The sequence below is a fragment of the Acidisoma sp. C75 genome, from assembly GCF_054665095.1.
The window spans coordinates 113769-131366 of the sequence record NZ_BAAFHD010000008.1 but is presented as its reverse complement, the minus strand read 5'-3'; the positions used below and the strand labels follow the sequence as shown (position 1 = coordinate 131366).

General features: G+C 66.9%; 18 protein-coding genes and 1 tRNA gene. 7 read left to right on the top strand and 12 right to left on the bottom strand.

The genetic code is table 11. The annotated features are described in order from the left end of the window. Nucleotide 1: 1 nt before the first annotated feature. Together ACYQ7X_RS12170 and ACYQ7X_RS12165 are read right to left on the bottom strand one after the other, a co-directional pair. Nucleotides 2-901: a branched-chain amino acid ABC transporter permease gene (locus ACYQ7X_RS12170; protein ID WP_459697304.1), complete on the bottom strand. Its 900-nt coding sequence runs from the start codon at nucleotides 899-901 to the stop codon at nucleotides 2-4. Nucleotides 902-937: 36 nt separating this feature from the next. Further along, nucleotides 938-2086, bottom strand: a complete 1149-nt coding sequence (locus ACYQ7X_RS12165) for a branched-chain amino acid ABC transporter substrate-binding protein (protein ID WP_459697303.1) — start codon at nucleotides 2084-2086, stop codon at nucleotides 938-940. 378 nt (nucleotides 2087-2464) lie between these two features. Between ACYQ7X_RS12165 and ACYQ7X_RS12160 the strand changes: the two genes are divergently transcribed. After that, entirely contained in the window at nucleotides 2465-3331 is an 867-nt protein-coding gene (locus tag ACYQ7X_RS12160; RefSeq protein ID WP_459697302.1) for an urea carboxylase-associated family protein, read from the top strand. 14 nt (nucleotides 3332-3345) lie between these two features. Here the strand turns inward: ACYQ7X_RS12160 and ACYQ7X_RS12155 are convergent, their stop codons facing one another. The 4 genes from ACYQ7X_RS12155 to ACYQ7X_RS12140 are packed head-to-tail and all read right to left on the bottom strand — an operon-like array spanning nucleotide 3346 to nucleotide 7649. After that, on the bottom strand, nucleotides 3346-4449 hold the full coding sequence (locus tag ACYQ7X_RS12155) for a cis-3-hydroxy-L-proline dehydratase (RefSeq protein ID WP_459697301.1): 1104 nt from the start codon (nucleotides 4447-4449) through the stop codon (nucleotides 3346-3348). 37 nt (nucleotides 4450-4486) lie between these two features. Beyond that, nucleotides 4487-5488 (bottom strand): 4-hydroxyproline epimerase, encoded by a 1002-nt coding sequence (locus ACYQ7X_RS12150; RefSeq protein WP_459697300.1) that lies wholly within the window; start codon nucleotides 5486-5488, stop codon nucleotides 4487-4489. Nucleotides 5489-5494: 6 nt separating this feature from the next. Beyond that, entirely contained in the window at nucleotides 5495-6730 is a 1236-nt protein-coding gene (locus ACYQ7X_RS12145; protein WP_459697299.1) for an NAD(P)/FAD-dependent oxidoreductase, read from the bottom strand. A gap of 10 nt (nucleotides 6731-6740) precedes the next feature. After that, nucleotides 6741-7649 (bottom strand): dihydrodipicolinate synthase family protein, encoded by a 909-nt coding sequence (locus ACYQ7X_RS12140; protein WP_459697298.1) that lies wholly within the window; start codon nucleotides 7647-7649, stop codon nucleotides 6741-6743. 184 nt (nucleotides 7650-7833) lie between these two features. Here ACYQ7X_RS12140 and ACYQ7X_RS12135 point away from each other — a divergent pair, with 184 nt between their 5' ends. Both ACYQ7X_RS12135 and ACYQ7X_RS12130 read left to right on the top strand, forming a co-directional pair. Beyond that, nucleotides 7834-8490 carry a GntR family transcriptional regulator gene (locus ACYQ7X_RS12135; RefSeq protein WP_459697297.1) on the top strand — a complete coding sequence of 219 codons (657 nt, stop codon included), beginning with the start codon at nucleotides 7834-7836 and terminating at the stop codon, nucleotides 8488-8490. A gap of 34 nt (nucleotides 8491-8524) precedes the next feature. Next, the gene (locus tag ACYQ7X_RS12130) at nucleotides 8525-9061 is read left to right on the top strand and encodes an L-2-amino-thiazoline-4-carboxylic acid hydrolase (protein WP_459697296.1); all 537 of its coding nucleotides are present in this window, start codon (nucleotides 8525-8527) and stop codon (nucleotides 9059-9061) included. A 24-nt stretch (nucleotides 9062-9085) separates the two neighbouring features. On the opposite strand, the gene polA is transcribed toward ACYQ7X_RS12130, so the two are convergent. Together polA and ACYQ7X_RS12120 are read right to left on the bottom strand one after the other, a co-directional pair. After that, the gene (gene polA / locus ACYQ7X_RS12125; RefSeq protein WP_459697295.1) at nucleotides 9086-11887 is read right to left on the bottom strand and encodes a DNA polymerase I; all 2802 of its coding nucleotides are present in this window, start codon (nucleotides 11885-11887) and stop codon (nucleotides 9086-9088) included. Between the two features lie 30 nt (nucleotides 11888-11917). Continuing rightward, entirely contained in the window at nucleotides 11918-12109 is a 192-nt protein-coding gene (locus ACYQ7X_RS12120) for a zinc-finger domain-containing protein (RefSeq protein ID WP_459697294.1), read from the bottom strand. Nucleotides 12110-12297: 188 nt separating this feature from the next. Here ACYQ7X_RS12120 and ACYQ7X_RS12115 point away from each other — a divergent pair. Next, nucleotides 12298-12374, top strand: a tRNA-Arg gene (locus ACYQ7X_RS12115). 174 nt (nucleotides 12375-12548) lie between these two features. Here the strand turns inward: ACYQ7X_RS12115 and ACYQ7X_RS12110 are convergent. After that, the gene (locus ACYQ7X_RS12110) at nucleotides 12549-13118 is read right to left on the bottom strand and encodes a TetR/AcrR family transcriptional regulator (protein WP_459697293.1); all 570 of its coding nucleotides are present in this window, start codon (nucleotides 13116-13118) and stop codon (nucleotides 12549-12551) included. A gap of 106 nt (nucleotides 13119-13224) precedes the next feature. Between ACYQ7X_RS12110 and ACYQ7X_RS12105 the strand changes: the two genes are divergently transcribed. Both ACYQ7X_RS12105 and ACYQ7X_RS12100 read left to right on the top strand, forming a co-directional pair. Then, on the top strand, nucleotides 13225-13626 hold the full coding sequence (locus ACYQ7X_RS12105) for a DUF4267 domain-containing protein (RefSeq protein ID WP_459697292.1): 402 nt from the start codon (nucleotides 13225-13227) through the stop codon (nucleotides 13624-13626). Between the two features lie 85 nt (nucleotides 13627-13711). Then, complete coding sequence (locus ACYQ7X_RS12100; RefSeq protein WP_459697291.1) at nucleotides 13712-14632, top strand: ROK family protein; 921 nt, start codon at nucleotides 13712-13714, stop codon at nucleotides 14630-14632. 57 nt (nucleotides 14633-14689) lie between these two features. Here the strand turns inward: ACYQ7X_RS12100 and ACYQ7X_RS12095 are convergent, their stop codons facing one another. From ACYQ7X_RS12095 to ACYQ7X_RS12085, 3 genes are read right to left on the bottom strand one after another with little or no spacing between them, the layout of a single operon-like run. Beyond that, nucleotides 14690-15424, bottom strand: coding sequence for a cytochrome c biogenesis CcdA family protein (locus tag ACYQ7X_RS12095; RefSeq protein ID WP_459697290.1), 735 nt, complete (start codon nucleotides 15422-15424; stop codon nucleotides 14690-14692). A 3-nt stretch (nucleotides 15425-15427) separates the two neighbouring features. Next, nucleotides 15428-15973 (bottom strand): thioredoxin family protein, encoded by a 546-nt coding sequence (locus tag ACYQ7X_RS12090; protein WP_459697289.1) that lies wholly within the window; start codon nucleotides 15971-15973, stop codon nucleotides 15428-15430. Between the two features lie 13 nt (nucleotides 15974-15986). Continuing rightward, a complete protein-coding gene (locus tag ACYQ7X_RS12085) occupies nucleotides 15987-16700 on the bottom strand; it encodes a DUF1223 domain-containing protein (protein ID WP_459697288.1) in 714 nt (237 codons plus the stop codon). A 240-nt stretch (nucleotides 16701-16940) separates the two neighbouring features. Here ACYQ7X_RS12085 and ACYQ7X_RS12080 point away from each other — a divergent pair, with 240 nt between their 5' ends. Then, entirely contained in the window at nucleotides 16941-17594 is a 654-nt protein-coding gene (locus ACYQ7X_RS12080; protein ID WP_459697287.1) for a hypothetical protein, read from the top strand. Nucleotides 17595-17598 lie beyond the last annotated feature (4 nt).

The window sequence follows — 17598 nt, the reverse complement described above, 5'->3', positions numbered from 1 at the left end:
GTCACATCCGCTCCACGACGCGTTCGCCAAAGAGGCCGGTCGGCTTGATGACGAGCGTGCCGATGAGCACGAGGAAAACGATCACATCCGTCCAACGCGAGGAGATATAGCCGGCGCTGAAGGCTTCGAGCAGGCCGATGAGCAGGCCGCCCGCCATCGCGCCCGGAATATTGCCGATGCCGCCGAGCACGGCCGCGGTAAAGGCACGCAGCCCGACGATGAAGCCCATGAAGAAATTGATCTCGGTATAATAGAGCCCCTCCATCACCCCGGCCGCGGCGGCGAGGCTGGAGCCGAGAAAGAAGGTGATCTGGATCACCCGCTCGACATTGATGCCCATCAGCCGCGCGGCATCGCGATCGACCGCGAGTGCCCGCATGGCGGTGCCGATGAAGGTGCGATGCACGAAGAGGTAAAGCCCGGCCATGAGCAGGAAGCTCACCACAATGATGCCGATCTGCGCGTAGCTGATCTGGGCGCCGCCGAGGCTGAAACCCGCCATCGAGATGAGGTGCGGGTAGGTCTGAAAGCCCGGCCCGACGATGACGAGCACGCCGTTTTCAAGGGCGAGGGACACGCCGAGCGCGGTGATGAGAATGGAGAGCGGCGGCGCCGAAAGCAGCGGCTGGTAGGCAAATCGCTCGACGATGACGCCGAGCCCGCCCGTCAGCGCCATGGCGATGACGAGCGCCAGCAGGAGCCCGATCCCCCAGGGCAGATGCGAGGCGGCGACCGCGGAAAGCACCGTCCATCCAAGGAAGGCGCCGACCATGAAGATATCGCCATGGGCAAAGTTGATAAGGCGCACGATGCCATAGACCATCGTGTAGCCGAGGGCGATGAGGGCATAGAAGGAGCCGGTCGTAAGCCCGGCAATGGCAAGCTGCAAGAACTGGCTCATGCTGCGTCTTTCCGACCGGCTGCTCTCATCCTGCCGTTACTGCACCTGCACCCACTTGCCGGCGGTGTTCATCGTCTGCCCCGGCGTGAAGGCGCCGTTCTTGACGATGACAGTGATGAAGGCGGCGTTGGTGCGATCGCCCTGCTTGTCGAAGGTGATGCTGCCGGTCAGCCCCTGGTAGTTCTTGATCGCATGCAGCGCCTTGATGATCGCCGCCGGATCGGTGGAATTGGCATTCTTGATGGCCTGCGCAGCGACGCCCACCGAATCATATTCATAGACGGAATAGGGCCCCGGCTCGGCGTTGTAGTCCTTCTTGAAATTGGCGACGAAATCCTTGGCGCCGGAGAGGAATTGCGGCAGCGGCGCGGTGGTCGAAATCCAGCCTTCGGCGCCGGCACCAGCGGTTTTGATCAGCGTCGCGTCGTTCGTCGCGTCCCCGCCCATCATCTGCGCCTTGATATGCAGCGCCGCCGCTTCCTTGGCCAGCAGCCCGGCTTCCGAGAAATAGCCGGTATAGTAGATCACATCGGGCTTGAGCGAGGCGACATGCGCGAGCACGGCCGAGTAGTCCATCTGGCCGGGCGTGATCGAATTGTTGTAGACGACATCGACGCCGTCCTTCTTCAGCGAAGCGACCGTATTGTCCGCGAGGCCCTTGGAATAGGGCGTGTTGTCATTGATCACCGCCGCCGTCTTGGCATGCAGATAGTTCGCGATATAGGCAGCGGCGAAGGGCCCCTGCTGATCATCCCGCCCGATGACCCGGAAGACATTGTCGAACCCCATCTCGGTGAGCTTCGGGTTGGTCGCGGCGTCGAGCACATAAGGGATGCCGGCGCGATGCAGGGCGATGAGTTCCGGCAGGGCCGAGCCCGAGCAGTAGGAACCGGTGACGACCGGCACGCCGGCATCGACGAGCTTCTGCGCCGCCTGCACGCCGGTTTGCGCGTCGCAGCCATCATCTTCCGGCACGATCTCGATCTTCTTGCCGAGAATGCCGCCCTTGGCATTGATATCGGCCGCGGCGAGCTGCGCGCCATGAACGATATCGGCGCCCGCTTCGGCATAGGGGCCGGAGAGCGGAACCGGAACGCCGAACTTGATGGTATCGGCAGCAAAGGCGCTCGCCGCCCCGATGGTCAGCATCAGGGGCAGGCCGGCGTAAAGAATCGGCTTGATCATGTATCTCTCCGGAATGTGGCCGAAAGCCCGGCCGGTTCGCAGACGAAGTACTCACGTCACGAAATCATATTCAAGTGAGCAGGGTAAATCCACCCAGCATGTTTCGCTCGCGGCACGCGACGCCACGCATCCTTGCAGACTTCGTGCCACGGCTACACGCGGGTTAAGCCGCAGAGGAGTGAACAGCTTTCGCGCGGCGGCGCATCTGTCAGCGGATGAGAATGATGCGCCAGCTGAGCCGTCCTATCCCTTGTCCGGAACGGACGGTGGCGCTGAACATTGGCGAAGAAGCCGCCGCCCACTCTCGCCGTGCTTGGCTTCGCGCCATAGCATGGCGGAATGGCGCCGCGGGCGCCCGCACACGCGAAGGCCTTGCCCATGAAGCCGCAGCCGCTCTCCGCCCCACCCGCCGATGCCGCCGCGCGGCGTGCCGCGCCGCCCACCATCTGCTATCCGCGCGAGACCTTGCCGGCGGCCGACCTCGCCGCCTATCGCGCGCTCCGCCCCGGGCTCGCGCTGCAATCCCGCCTCGTCATTCCGCCGCGCGCCGGCGCCTGCTGGGAGGTGCCGGCCGGTCATTTCTTCCGCATCTGCTGCCCGGAGGGCCCCCAGGTCGCCGATCTCAACCTCTTCAATGCGCATGATCTGAGCGAGCGCTTCTACGCCGGCAAGACCCGCGCCCTGAACGGCACGCATCTTGGCCGCGGCGATCGGCTCTATTCGAGCTTCCCTTTCCTGCGGGCGATGGCGACGATCACGCATGATACGCTCGATTGGTACGGCTTCGATGCCGATGGCGGCGCGGTCCACGATGTCATCGGCACGCGCTGCGATCCCTATACCCATGCCTTGCTGCATGAGGGCGGGATCTATCACCATTGTTGCCACTCCAACCTCACCCGCGCGCTCGCCGAAGCACGGTCGCTCCCGCTGATGGAGGCCGAGGGGCTCATCCATGATGTCCTCAACGTCTTCATGTGCACGGGCTTCACCCGTGATACGGGGCAGTATTTCATGAAGGCGAGCCCGGTGCGGCCGGGCGACTATCTGGAGTTCTTCGCCGAGATCGATCTGCTCGGCTGCCTCTCGGTCTGCCCAGGGGGAGATTGCGGGGCGGAACACTCCTCCGATGCCGCCGCCTGCTTTCCCCTCGCGGTCGAAATCTGGAAGCCCGAGCGGCCGCCGCAAGGCTGGGAGCAGCCGCGCCCCAGCCGGTACGACCGCAGCCACGGCCTGCCGGGCTGAGCGGGCCAACCCGCTCATCGGATAACCAGCGCCGGCGCCCCGAAGCTTTGCAGATCCGGCAGGATGCCGAGGCCCGGCGCCTCGGCCGGGCGCATTGCGCCGGCAACCCGCTGCGGTGCGCCCGCCGCGATCCTCCGCGTGCCGTAGCTGTTGAAATCGGTCGCCGCGATGCAGAATTCGGCGGGCGTCGAGAGTGCCAGATGCGCGATCGCGGCAGTTGCGATATCGCCGCCCCAGCTATCTTCCACGATCATCGGCACGCCGCTCGCCACCGCGATATCCCGCATCAGCTTGGCGCGGGTGAGACCGCCGACCTTGGAGATCTTGAGGTTGATCGCATCCATCGCGTCTTCCGCCACGCCGCGCATCAGCATCGGCGCATCGATGATCACTTCATCGAGCACGAAGGGCCGCGCGGTGCGCCGGCGGATGGAGAGGCATTCCGCGTAGCTCGGGCAAGGCTGCTCGAAGAATACGTCGAGATGCCCGGTTGCCGAGACAACGCGCGCCGCCTCCGCCCGCGTCCATCCGGTATTCGCATCCGCGATCAGCAACTCGCCGGCATCGAGCACCGCGCGGCAGGCGGTGATGCGCGCGATATCCTCCTCCACCGCGCCCCCCACCTTCAGCTGGAACTTGCGATAGCCTTCGGCGCGGTAGCCAGCGATCTTGCCGGCCATCACCTCGGGCGCTTCCTGCGAGATGGCGCGATAAAGCGGGACGCTCTCCTGCATCGCGCCGCCGAGCAGCTGATAGACCGGCAGGCCCGCCTGCTTGCCGAGAATGTCCCAGCAGGCGATATCGACGGGGGATTTGACGTAAGGATGCCCGCGCAGGGCGGCATCCATCGCGGCGTTGACGGCGCCGAGATTGGTCGGGTCGAGCCCGAGAAGCTTCGGCCCGATCTCGGCAAGCCCGGCGCGGACGCCTTGGGCATAGGCGGGCAGATAGGCCGAGCCGAGCGGGCAGCATTCGGCATAGCCCGTAATCCCGGCATCGGTCTCGATCGCGAGGACGGTACTGTCGAAAACCTCAATGAAATTGCCGTTGGACCAACTATAGCGCCCCTCCCGCAAGGGAAGATGCACCTGCCAGGCGGTGATCGCCGTGATCTTCACTGCTCTATCCTTCCCCAGGTCGCGCGCCGCATCGGCATCAGATGACCGTGAAACCATGGGCGAAGGGATCGCGGTCATCAATGAAGATCGTGTTGAAGCCGGTCTGCCGCGCCCAGCCGCCGATAGAGGGCACGATGCCGGGCTTGCCACCGACCATGGTCGATCGCTCGACCCTGCCATCGAAAAGCGAGCCGATGATACTTTCGTGAATGAAATGATCGCCGGGCGCGAGCTTGCCCTGCGCCGCCCATTGCGCCATGCGGGCGGAGGTGCCGGTGCCGCAGGGCGAGCGGTCAATCGCCTTGTCGCCGTAGAAGACGGCATTGCGCGCGGTGGCGCCGGCGGCCTTGGGCGCGCCCGTCCAGAGAATATGGGTCAGCCGGTTGATCGCCGGATTCTCCGGATGCTCGAAGCGATAGGCGTCGTTGATCGCCTGCCGCAGCTCCGGGCTCCAGCGGATGAGATCGGAGGCGGAGACATCCGCGATATCGCGGAAACTCTCCTGCGGATCGACGATCGCATAGAAATTGCCGCCATAGGCGACATCGAAGGTGACATGCCCGAGCGAGGGGATCGAGACCGCAAGGCCCTCCGCATGCAGGTAGCAAGGCACGTTGGTGATCCGCACCTCTTCGACGAAGGGGCCTTCCTGACGGTATTCGGCGGTGACGACGCCCGCCGGCGTATCGAGCCGCACCACGCCGGGCGTCTGCGGCCGGATCAGCCCGTTCTCGATCGCCATGGTGATGGTGCCGATGGTGCCGTGGCCGCACATGAAGAGGCAGCCGGAGGTTTCGATGAAGAGAATGGCGCTGTCGCAATCCTCGCGCGTCGGCGGATAGAGGATCGCGCCCGACATCATGTCGTGCCCGCGCGGCTCGAACATCAGACCGGTGCGGATCCAGTCGAACTCCGCCAGGAAATGCGCGCGCCGTTCCAGCATGGTGCGGCCTTGGAGCGGCGGCGCGCCACCGGCGACGAGGCGGACGGGGTTGCCGCAGGTATGCCCGTCGATGCAGGAGAAGGTGAACCGCGCCATGGCACTCTAGAACCTTTCCGGGCTGAAGGCGGAGAGATCGATCGCGGGCGGCCGGTCGGCGATGAGATCGGCGACGAGCCGCCCGGTCGCCGCCGATTGCGTCAGGCCAAGATGCCCGTGCCCGAAGGCGAGCACCAGCCGCGGCATTGCGCGCGCCCGGCCGATCACGGGCAGGCTATCGGGGAGCGAGGGGCGATGCCCCATCCATTCCCGCCCGCCCTCGGTCCGCAGCTCGGGCAGGAAGCTCTTGGCCTTGCGCAGCATGGCGCGGGCGCGGGCGAAATTGGGGGGATGGTCGAGGCCGGCGAATTCCACCGCGCCGCCCACGCGGATGCCGGTGGAAAGCGCGGAGATGACGAAGCCGTGGCCGCCGAAGATGAGCTGCCGCCGCAGCGGAAAGGCGCCCGGCGGCAGCGTCGTGTTATAGCCGCGCTCGGTATCGAGGGGGATGGTCTCCCCCGCCTGCGCGGCGAGCGGCTTGGACCAGGCACCCGCCGCCAGCACCACCTGGCGGGCGAGGATCGTCTGCCCATCATCGAGATGCAGGCGCACCGCCCCCTCCGCCGCTTCCAGCCGCCGCACCGCCTGCTGGCGGAGCGTGCCGCCTTGGGCGAAGACATGATCGGCGATGGCGCGGGCGAAGACCTGCGGCTCGGCCACCGTCTCCCAGCCCGGCACGAAGGTGCCGGCAACAAACCGCGGCGAAAGCCCCGGCTGCAAAGCGGCCAGCCGGGCGCCGCGCACATGCTCGAAGGCGATGCCCTCTTGTGCGCGGAGGCGCCAGCCGGCCTCCGCCGCCCGCAACTCGGCCGCGCTTTCATAGAGTTCGAGCGAGCCATCCTGGCGGATCATGCCGCCGAGCCCGCAATCGGCGACGAGGCTCGCCATTTCCGCGCGCGCGAGGCGCATGAGCGCCGCCTGCGCCGAGACCGAGCGCCGGATAGGGCCGGCGCGGCCGGCAAGCACGAAGCGCCAGAACCAGGGCAGCAGCCGCGGCAGATAGGCCGGGCGGATGGCGAGCGGGCCGAGCGGATCGGCGAGCCAGCCTGGCAGCTTGAACAGCAGGCCGCGGCTCGCCAGCGGCAGCACATCGGAAAAGGCGAGTGCTGCCGCATTGCCGGCGCTCGCCCGGTTGGCGATGCCATGCGGATCGATGAGCATCACCTGCCGGCCGGCGCGCTGCAGCTTCTGCGCACAGGCGAGGCCGAGAATCCCGGCCCCGATGATGGCGATATCGGCCATCGCCGCCGCGTCAGGCCGCCTTCGGCAGGGCGGGCCGCGTCTCCATCGCGCGGGCATAGATCGCCTCGATCCTTGCCCGTTCGGCGCCCACCAGCGTCATCCGCGGGCGGCGCACATGCTCGGCGCCATAGCCGGTGAGATGGTTGCCGAGCTTGATATATTGCACGAGCTTCACCGCCGTATCGAGGTGCAGGAGCGGCATGAACCAGCGGTAGAGGGCCAGCGCCTCCGCCACCCGCCCCGCCCGCGCCAGGCGATAGAGGGCGACCGCCTCATGCGGGAAGCAGTTGGCGAGGCCCGCCACCCAGCCGACGGCGCCGAAGAGCAGATTTTCCAGCACCAGATCGTCCACGCCGCAGAACATCAGGTAGCGATCGCCGAGGCGGCTGATCATGTCGGTGATGCGCCGGCTATCGTGGCTCGATTCCTTGACCGCGACGATCGCCGCCTCGTCGGCGAGTTCAGCGAAGTCCTCCGGGCTGAGATCGACTTTGTAGGAGACGCGGTTGTTGTAGATCATGATCGGCAGATCGGCCGCGCGGGCGACATCGCGAAAATGCGCGACGGCTTCGCGGGCGTCCTGCTCATAGACCATGCAGGGGAGAACCATGAGCCCGGCAGCCCCCGCCGCGCGCATGCGCCGGGCACTGGCGATCGCAAGCTCGGTGGTATATTCGGCAACGCCCGCGATGATCGGCACCCGGCCGGCGGCTGCTTCCACCGCGCTCGCCACCACCTGCGCCTTCTCCTCGAGGCTGAGGGAGCTGTTTTCGCCGAGCGTGCCGAGCATGACGAAGCCTTCGCACCCCGCCTCGATGCAGCGCTCCACATGGCGGGCGGTGGCGGGCAGATCCAGCGCGCCATCCGCCTTCATCTCGGTCATCAATGCCGGCACCACGCCTTGCCACGTCACGGCCATTTCGCCTCTCCTTCACCAAGCCCGCGCGCGCCGCCGATGCGGCCGCCGTTCATGCGAGCAGCCTAGGAAAGCGCCGCGCCGGTGGCAAGCTATTTATGATATATCAGAAGCCGATCATGCCCCGTTGCGCGGCCCGATCCCGTGCCTCTATACCGGTCGCTCCCCCCCTTTCGCGTTGAGGCGCATGGCAGACGCGACCCCGCTTTCCCAGTTCCACGAGGCCTATCTCGCCCTCGAAGACCGCATCGTGACGCTGGACTTCGCGCCCGGCGCCAAGCTGACCGAGAAGGCGATCATCGCCGAGATCGGCTTCGGGCGCACCCCGGTGCGCGAGGCGCTGCAACGCCTGGCGCTGGAAGGGCTGGTCGAGGTGCAGCCGCGCTCGGGCATCAAGATCGCCGAGATCAGGCCTGAGGATTATCCGCGCGCGATGGAGCCGCGCTTGAGCCTGGAGCCGCTGCTCGCCCGCGCGGCGGCGCGCTTCGCCGGCCCGAAGGATCGCGCCGAGATGAGCCTGCGGGTGCAGGAAATGCAGCGTGCCGCGCGGCGCGGCGAGGTGCGGGCCTATCTCCGCGCGGATAAGGCTTTGGACGAGGCGCTCGGCCAGGCTTCCGCCAATCCCTTCCTGCCCCGCATCCTCAGCCCGCTGCAAATCCATAGCCGTCGCTTCTGGTTCCACTATCATGGCGCGGACGGGTTGGAGGCGGCGACGGAAGGGCATGTCGCCGTCTGCCAGGCGATCATCCTCGGCGATGCCGAAGCGGCCTTCGCGAGATCGCTCAACCTGATGGAGCATCTCTTCACCGAATCCCGCGCCCGGGTGAGCCCGGCCGGAGGATAGAGGGCCGACGGAGCCCGACAGAGGAGGCAGGCGGATGCGTGCAGACGAAAGCAAAAACGGGGCGGAGGCGCCGGAATTGGCGGCCACCGCAGGGGAGATCGGCATCCTCGAACGCCGCAAGATCGAGGCGGAACTCGTGCAGTCGATCTACCCGGTGCTGGCGGCGGAACTCGGCGAGGCGCGGGCCCGCGCCCTGCTCGCCCAGGCCATTCGCGCGGCGGCGATCGCGAGCGGGCGGAGTTTCGCCGGCAAGACGCCGGGCGGGCCGAGCTTGCAGGCTTTTCAGGAGCTGTTCGAGTTATGGACCAGGGGAGACGCGCTTCGCCTCGAGGTGTTGCGCGCGGACGAGCGGCATTTCGATTTCAACGTCCGCCGCTGCCGCTATGCCGAGACCTACCACGCGATGGGCCTGGGCGAGATCGGCGCGATCCTCTCCTGCAATCGCGACGGGGCTTTCTGCGAGGGCTACGATCCGCGGATCAAGCTCACCCGCACCCAGACGATCATGGAAGGCGCCAGCCACTGCGATTTCCGCTTCACGATCAGCGATGACACGCCGGCGGATCGCTAGCGGCTGGCGCCGCCGGCCTCCGCCTCAATGGGCATCCGCCCAGCTGCGGCCGATCCCGGTTTCGACCACGAGCGGGACGGAGAGCACCGCAACCTCCTGCATGACCGTGCGGGCAAGCGCGGCAACCGCTGCGGCCTCCGCCTCCGGCGCTTCGAGGAGAAGCTCGTCATGCACCTGGAGGAGCATGCGGCCGGCAAGCCCCGCCTGCCGGAGTGCGGCCGGCAGGCGGACCATGGCGCGCTTGATGACATCGGCGCCCCCGCCCTGCAACGGCGCGTTGATCGCCTGGCGCTCGGCATAGGCGCGGCGCGCGGCGTTCTTGTCCGCGATTCCAGGTATCCAGCAGCGCCGCCCGAAGGGTGTCAGCACGAAGCCCTGCTCCCGCGCCTCCTGCTTGGTCCGCTCCATATAGTCGCGGATGCCGGGATAGCGCTCGAAATAGGCGTCGATATAGCGCCGCGCCTGGCCGGGCTCGATTTGCAGCTGGCGGGCGAGGCCGAAGGCGCTGATGCCGTAGATGATGCCGAAGTTGATCGCCTTGGCGCGCCGCCGGGTGAGGCTGTCCATCCCCTGCATCGGCACGCCGAATACCTCGGAGGCCGTGCGGGTATGGATGTCCTCGCCATTGCGGAAGCTCTCCCGCAGGCCCGGCAGATCGGCGACATGGGCCAGCAGGCGCAGCTCGATCTGCGAATAATCGGCGCTGACCAGGAGCGACCCCGGTGCCGCCACGAAGGCGCGGCGGATACGCCCGCCCTCCTCCGTCCGGATCGGGATGTTTTGCAGGTTGGGCTCGATCGAGGAAAGCCGCCCGGTGCTCGTCGCCGCCATCGCGAAGCGGGTATGGACGCGGCGGGTTCCGGGGTCGATCTCCTCTATCAACGCATCCGTATATGTTGATTTAAGCTTGGCGAGTTGCCGCCAGGCGAGCAGCCGCTCGGGCAGTTCATGGCCTTGATCGGCCAGATCCTGCAGCACCGCGGCATCGGTGCCCCAGGCACCGGTCTTCATCCGCTTGCCGCCGGGCAGGCCCATCTCGTCGAACAGGATCTCGCCCAACTGCTTCGGGCTGCCGAGGTTGAAGGGCCGGCCGGCGAGCCTGTGGATCTGCACCTCCTCGGCCGCCATGCGCTCGGCAAAGTCGGCGGAGAGGCGGCGGAGTTCATCGGCATCGACGGCGATGCCCGCCTGCTCCATGGCGAGCAGAACCGGCACCAGCGGCCGCTCCATCATCTCGTAGAGGGCGAGCGCCTTGCAGGGGCGAAGGCCCGGCCGCAGCACCTGCCACAGGCGGAGCGTGGCATCCGCCGCCTCGCCGGCGAGCGCCGTCGCCCGGTCAAGGGGCGCGGCCGAGAGGGCGATGCGCCCCCGCCCCGCCCCCGTCACCGTCTCGACGCCCACCATCCCATGGCCGAGATGCAGGCTCGCGAGATCGCCCAGGCCATGGCTGTGCCGCCCGGCATCAAGGGCGTAGGAGATCAGCATGACATCGTCGAGCGGCGCGGTGCCGGCGGGCAGGCCCGCGCGTTCCAGCACGGCCAGGGCTTCCTTAGCGCCATGGAACAGCTTGAGCACCGAGGGATCGGCGAAAACCGGCCGCAGGGCGGCGAGCGCCGCACCGACTTCCGCCTGGGCGCCGGCCAGCAGATCATGGCCGAGCGGCAGATAGCCGCCCCGCCCCGCGCGCGGGGCGAGGCCGAGCCCGACCAGACGCCCGCGCATCCCCTCCCCGCCCTCGGCGATGACGGTCACGGCGAGCATGCCCTCGGCCGTCGCCTCGGCGAGCAGGGCAGCGAGCGCGGGAAGATCCTGGATCGTCTCATAAGGGCCGAAGGGCGCGGCACTCGGCACCGGTGCCGCGCTCGCGACCGGTTCCGGCGGCGGCGCGGGCGCACCGAAGGGCATGGGCGCGCCACCCTCGGCCAGGGGCGCCGGGGCGGCCATCGCCTTGTTGCCGTCGAGACCGAGGCGGGTCGCGATCGAGCGAAATCCCTGCTCGGCGAGGAACGCCTTCAGCTCTTCCCCGACCCAGGGCCGGGCAACGAGGCTCGGGATGGGCGCGGGCAGCGGCACCTCGGCACAGAGTTCCACCAGCTTGCGGGAAAGGCGGGCAGCCTCGGCATGCTCCACCAGCGCCTCGCGCCGCTTGGAGGGTTTCATGCCGTCTTGCGCGGCGGCGAGGATCGCTTCCAGCGAGCCATATTCCGCCATCAGGCTTGCCGCGGTTTTGGGCCCGATGCCGGGCACCCCGGGCACGTTATCGACCGAGTCGCCGATCAGCGCCTGCACGTCCATCACCTGTTCGGGCAGCACGCCGAACTTCTCCAGCACCTCGGCCGGCCCGATCGGCTTCTGCTTCATCGGATCGAGCATCTCGACGCCCGGGCGGATGAGCTGCATGAGATCCTTATCGGATGAGACGATGGTGCACCGCCCGCCTTCCCGCGTGATCGCGGCGGCATAGGAGGCGATGAGATCATCCGCCTCCCAATCCTCAAGCTCGATCGCCGGCACGCCGAAGGCGCGGGTCGCCGCGCGCACCAACGCGAATTGGGGGATGAGATCGTCCGGCGGCGGCGGCCGATGCGCCTTGTATTCGGCATAAAGCCGGTTGCGGAAGGTCAGCCGCCCGGCATCGAAGATGACCGCGAAATGCGTGCCGACATGATCCTTCAGCAGCCGCGCCAGCATGTTGGAGAAGCCATAGACCGCGTTGACCTGCGTGCCATCGGCCCGGTTCATCGGCGGGATGGCGTGGTAGGCGCGGAAGATGAAGCCCGATCCGTCGATCAGGATGAGGTGCGGGGCGGCGGCGTCCTCGGCCATGCGCGGATGCTCTCTCGCCGGCTCCGCGCCTCAGTGGCCTTCCGCGACCGGCTCGCCGCTCAGCACGAAAAGGCGCGAGCAATAGGGGCATTGCACCTGATCGGGGCCGTTGAGCACCGCCGGCAGGCGCAGATAGACCTTCGGGTGGCCGAGCTGGCCGCCGGTGCCTTCGCAGCTCACCACGCGGTTGGATACCTCGCGCATTTCGATCGCCTTCATCATCGCCCCGCTCCTCGCTGACCGCCCGACCATTGGTGCCGATGATAGCCAGCGCGCGCCGCCCCTGCCACCCCCGACGGGGCGCCTTCCGCAAGCCTGCGGGCCGGGGCGGGTGCGGCCCCCGCGCGATCCCCCCTTTTCATCGCTCCCCTTTCCCGCTAGAGACTGGCCGGTCAGCACTTGCGGCACACGGACCCGTAGCTCAGCTGGATAGAGCGTTGCCCTCCGAAGGCAAAGGCCGGACGTTCGAATCGTCTCGGGTCCGCCAATCTTTTTAATGATTTAGATGATCGGTGAGCCGGGTAAGGCGCGCATAGCCATCGCCTGGTTTCAGGCGCCTGACGCAACCATGTGCGCGGGCATTCGGATGCAAGCCTGGCCCGGCAATCGCCCGCCATCCGCCGAAGGCTGCTGCGGTCTGGCGCTTGTCAGACTGACACACCTAAGCTGACGACCACTTCTCGACGAGGATGTTGAGCCTCTCCTCCGCGCCGTGAGCCGGAATGCGCGCCGACTGCTCCAGCACCACCATGCCGTGCAGGGCGCTCCATAAGACTTCGGCGAGTAACGGAGCCTCTGTCCGATCCGGCCCGATTGCCTTGAGAAAGGCGGCAAAGGCCGCACGAAGCGCCGGGGGCGTTTCCTCGCTGGCGAATTTGATCTTCGTCGGCAGAATGAACATCGCCTCGTAGAGAACCGGCCGCGATCGGGCAAAGTCCAGATAGGCAAGCGAGACTTCGCGAACCGGATGGGGGGCGCCCGCGGCGTGCCGCAACGCCCCTTCCAGCCGCGCCGCCAGTTCCTCGAAGCCCTTCGTCGCCACCGCCGCCATGATCTCAGCCTTGCTCTTGAAATGGCTGTAGAGAACCGGCTGGCTGTAATCGATCAACTCGGCGAGACGGCGGGTGGTGACAGCCTCCCAACCCTCGGCTTCTGCCAGTTCAGCCGCCTTGGCCAGAATGAGTTCATAGCGCTCAGCGCGCTGGCGCTCTTTGCGTTCGGCAATCGACATTGAGATATCCTATCGACGAACCTCTTTCTGTCAACGGCAGTTTTTTCTTGACCAATTTTTCTAGCGCCGCTAGATCATCTGCACACGACAAACGAAAGCACCCCCAATGACCCAGACGCACCTGCTGCTCGACGCCGGATATGCCCTGTCCGGCCTCATCGCGGCCGCCATCCTCTTCCTCGGTGCCCGCTTTTGGCTGGCACCCGCCACCGCGGCAGCCGGCTTCGGCATCGCTGGCTCACCCCCACCCTCCGCCGGATTTGCCGCCTGGCTCTCGGTCAAGGGCACGCGCGACATCGCGTCCTGCCTCTTCGTGCTCCTGCTGATCGCCAACGGATCGCCGCGGCTGCTCGGTGAATTCATGCTCATCGCGAGCTTGATCGCCTTCGGCGACATGGTGAGCGTTCTGCGCTCCGGCGGAAGCAGAGCCCTCGCCTTCGGCATGCATGGGCTGACGGGGATCATCATCATCGCCACCGGTCTTTGCCTGATCATCGGCGCCGGCTAGAGACGGGGCGCAGACCTGCGCAGGCGCGGGCGGCGGCCTCCGTGCCCCCGCGCTTTCCACGACGACAGAAAGGCCATGCCGAGATATGAGACCCGTCATCGCCGGAATCGACCTGGGAGGGACGGCGAGCCGCCTCGTCATCTGCGAGGCGGGTGCCATCTCCGCTGCCCAAGTCTGGCCAACGGCCGAGCTTGGCGCGGGCGACGCGCATGCGAGGATCGCGCGCATCGCGGCCATCCTGCACGATCTCCTGCCGGCGGCGAGTGTTCTGACGGCGATCGGCGTGGGCGCAGCCGGCCCGGTCGATCGTGCGACCGGCACGGTGCATAACCAGGACACCTTGCCATGGTTCTCGGAGATGCCCCTCGCCACGATGCTGGAAGCGCGCTGCGGCGTGCCGGTGGCCATGGATAATGACGCCGCGGTGGCAGCCTTCGCGGAATATGAAGCGGGCGCCGGCGGGCGCTCTGAACGCATGCTGATGGTAACGCTCGGCACCGGCATCGGCGTCGCCCTGCTCGACCATGGCCTCCCCTTCCGGGGCGCGCGCGGCGCCCACCCGGAGGGCGGCCACATTCCGATTTTGGAGAATACCGAGCGCTGCTATTGCGGCGCTGACGGCTGCTGGGAGCACCTCGCCTCCCGCACCGCCCTGCAGGCCATGCTGCGGCCCCAGCTCGCGGCTGAGATTCCCGCCGCCCGATTGATCGGTGAAGCCGCAGCGCGCGCTGACCGCGAGCCTGATATCGCCGCCTGCTTTGCGCTATATGGCAATCGCCTCGGGCGCGGCCTCGCGGTTTTGCATACCCTCTATATGCCCGAGGTGACGGTCCTCGGGGGAAGTGTCGCGCCCTATCTCCCGCTGTTCCACGACCGTCTGCAGGCGGCCCTGGAAAGGGCTCCCGGTTTCGCCGTCAAGGTCGATCTCAGAGTCGCGCAGCTCGGTGATCAGGGCGGTGCCCTTGGCGCCGCCCTGATGGCGGCGAAGATGGCGCTCCCCGCGTAATCGCCCGCAGCGAGCGAGCGACGCTTGGCGGGCCAGGCGATGCGCCGGCGGAGAGGTTCAGAAATACGTCGTCACCATCGTCAGCCAAGCGGGCGAAGCCTGGACGAGCCGCGTCTCGATGTAACGATCCGTGCCGGAAAGGATGAGCAGGCCCACCGCAATCGCGCTCACTCCCATCGCCAGCTTGCCAACCCGCCCGACCGTCAGCGCCTGCCGACGCCAGCGGAGCAGGACATGCCGGGACAAGATCGCAACGAGAATCAGCGGTATGGTCGTGCCGATGCCAAAGGCCAGCATAATGCCGGCCACGCCGGGGAGGTCCTTTCCTTGCGCGGCGAGAAGCGAGGCGGCGCCGAGCGTCGGGCCCACGCAAGGGCTCCATACCAGGCCGAGCAGCAGGCCGATGATCGCTTGTCCCGGTGCCGCCGAAACCGAGAGCATGCGGCTCAACCGATCAGCGGCATTGGTGAGTGTTCCAGTGACGATCCCGAGCCTGGTCTGCGCCGCCGTGCTCAGAAGCATGACGCCGAGGATCACCAGGAGAATTGCGGAGACGCTGCGGAGAACACCGCCATCCAAGCCGATCGCGAAGCCGACCGTCGCCACGAAGAGCCCCGCGAGGGTGAAAGAGGTGGCAACGCCCGCAGCCAGCCAAAATGCCCCGAAGCGGCCGGTAGCGGTTGCCGCGCCCACGACCAGGGGCAGCAACGGGAAGACGCAAGGCGACAAGGTCGAGAGCACGCCCGCGAGAAACCCGGCGCCGAGACTGGCCCCAAAACCGGCGATCGACACCGCCTATATCCCGGACTTTTCCAGAAGATGAGCGATCACCACCGGGTCCGTGGCGCCGGTCAGGCGACCCATCTCCTGCGATCCATGATAGACGATGAGGGTACTCTGCATCTGGACATGCAGCTGGCGCAGCAGCGGCTTACTCGTGTCAAAATCGACATCAAATACCCGCAAGCTGCGAAACTGCGGCTCTGCGTAAAGGCGGTTGAGGATTGGGCGCTCTCTGGCGCAGGTCGGGCACCAAGACGCCTCGACGAAGATGAGGATCGGCTCGCCCTGCCGCTGCGCGGCCGCGAAAGCGCTTTGCTCGTATTTCTGCACGATCGCCGCTGAGACAGGGGCGATCCCGGTGAACGCGGCCAGCAGAACACCGACGAGACATGGCAGGACGCGCATGGCGGATATTCCCTTGGGTTGACGGACATGCCCGGAAAGCGTTGTGGACCAGGGGCCGATGGGGGCCGCATGATCGAATATCCTGGCCCGGCTTGCCAGCGCGATCACCGCCCGGGCATTGCACACCGACCAAGCCGCATTTGCGAGGCTCATGGCGCTCGGAAGCTCACCGGACGCCGGCGGCTCCTTCGATGGCGGTATGAGCGGCGCCGATGATGGGGCCGTTCTGCTGTTGCAAAAGGACCGCGACCTCCTGGCCCTGAGGCAGCGGAACGCTCAGATGCAGGGGCTCTCCGTGCCAATCTCCGATCGCCGCGATCGACCGCACGACATTCGCCTCGATGAGGGTGCGGCCGCCGTTCTCACCGGAGCGCACCTCGGTTCGATGCAGCCGGTCGTAACCGATGAGCAAAACCTGGCCCTGGCCTGCACCGGCGCCGAGCGCCACCTCCATCAACGGGCCGCGGCGCTGCAGGTGGATCTGCGCGGCGGTCTGCCGCTCCGCGGCGGCGCGGCGCAGGGCGGCGTTGACAGCCTCCTCGTCCGAGCCGATCGCGTCCAGCTTGCCGTCCACGATGAGGGCCGGCGTATATACCTCCGGGCTGATCCCGAGCGCCACATATCGCCGCTGAAGCGCGGTTGCCGCTTCGAGCGAGAAGGGATCGCGCCAGCCGAGATTGTTCCAATAGGTCACATGAAAGGTCAACAGAAGCAGGTCCGGCCGCGTCCTCGAAAGCTCGGCGATGCGCGCATCGGCCGGCGGACAGGAGGAGCATCCTTCGGAGGTGAAAAGTTCGCCCACGATCGGGCGCGGCGCGCTTTGCGCCGCCGCGAACGTCGGCATCAAAGTGATGAGCGCGAGCAACAACCAACGGCGCATGCCATGCTCCCCGCCCGGCGCGGCCGGGCATCCTTTATGGGCTGATGCGACGGCACACCATCGATACCGTCAGGGCATCTTTCGATGCGGCATCACGAGAAGTTACAGCGCGGGTGCGTTTTACTCCCTCGCCGCGGCGGGCGCTTGGCAATCCTTCTGAGGCAGGCACCGGCGCGTAACTATTCCGCCAGCATCCCGAAGAAGGACAGACGACGACCTTCACCCCGCGAGGCAACGGCCATGCACGACAATCCGGTTCATACCTTCTTCCAGTTTCTGACGGGGGGAATTCCCGATCAGCTCTCCCTCGGCGGTCTGCGATGGTTCACCGTTCTGCTGTATTGGGCCATTCTTCTCGGCAGCCTCTATGTCTTCTCCCTGAACTGGCGCCGCGATCCAAGCCAGCGGACGCTCACCCATGTGAGCATCTATCTGATGCGGGTTCTGGCCGCCGGCATGTGGTATCTCGGCACCCTGTGGAAACTTCCGCTGCCGGTATCGCCCGGCTTCCACTACTGGCTCGGCCAGACGGTGAAATACAGCTCCTTCCAAATTCATGCTGACATCATGCAGATCTTCGTGGCTCACATCGCGCTGATCCAGCCGGTGATCTATCTCCTCGAAGTGTTCTTTACCGCCTCCCTCATGCTCGGCTTCATGGTCCGGCTGTCGGGCACGCTTGCCGCACTGTTCACGCTCAACCTGCTGATCGGGCTCTACAATGACCCGACCGAATGGCCCTGGACCTATGTCGGTATCATCTGCACGCATGGGATGTTTGCGGCCACCCAGGCCGGCCGCAGCTTCGGGATCGACAATCTGCTCGCCAAGCGGCTCATTCCCGGCCTGCGGTATGATGGCCCCCTGGCGCGCGCGCTCGCACTCGCTTCCTGAACCA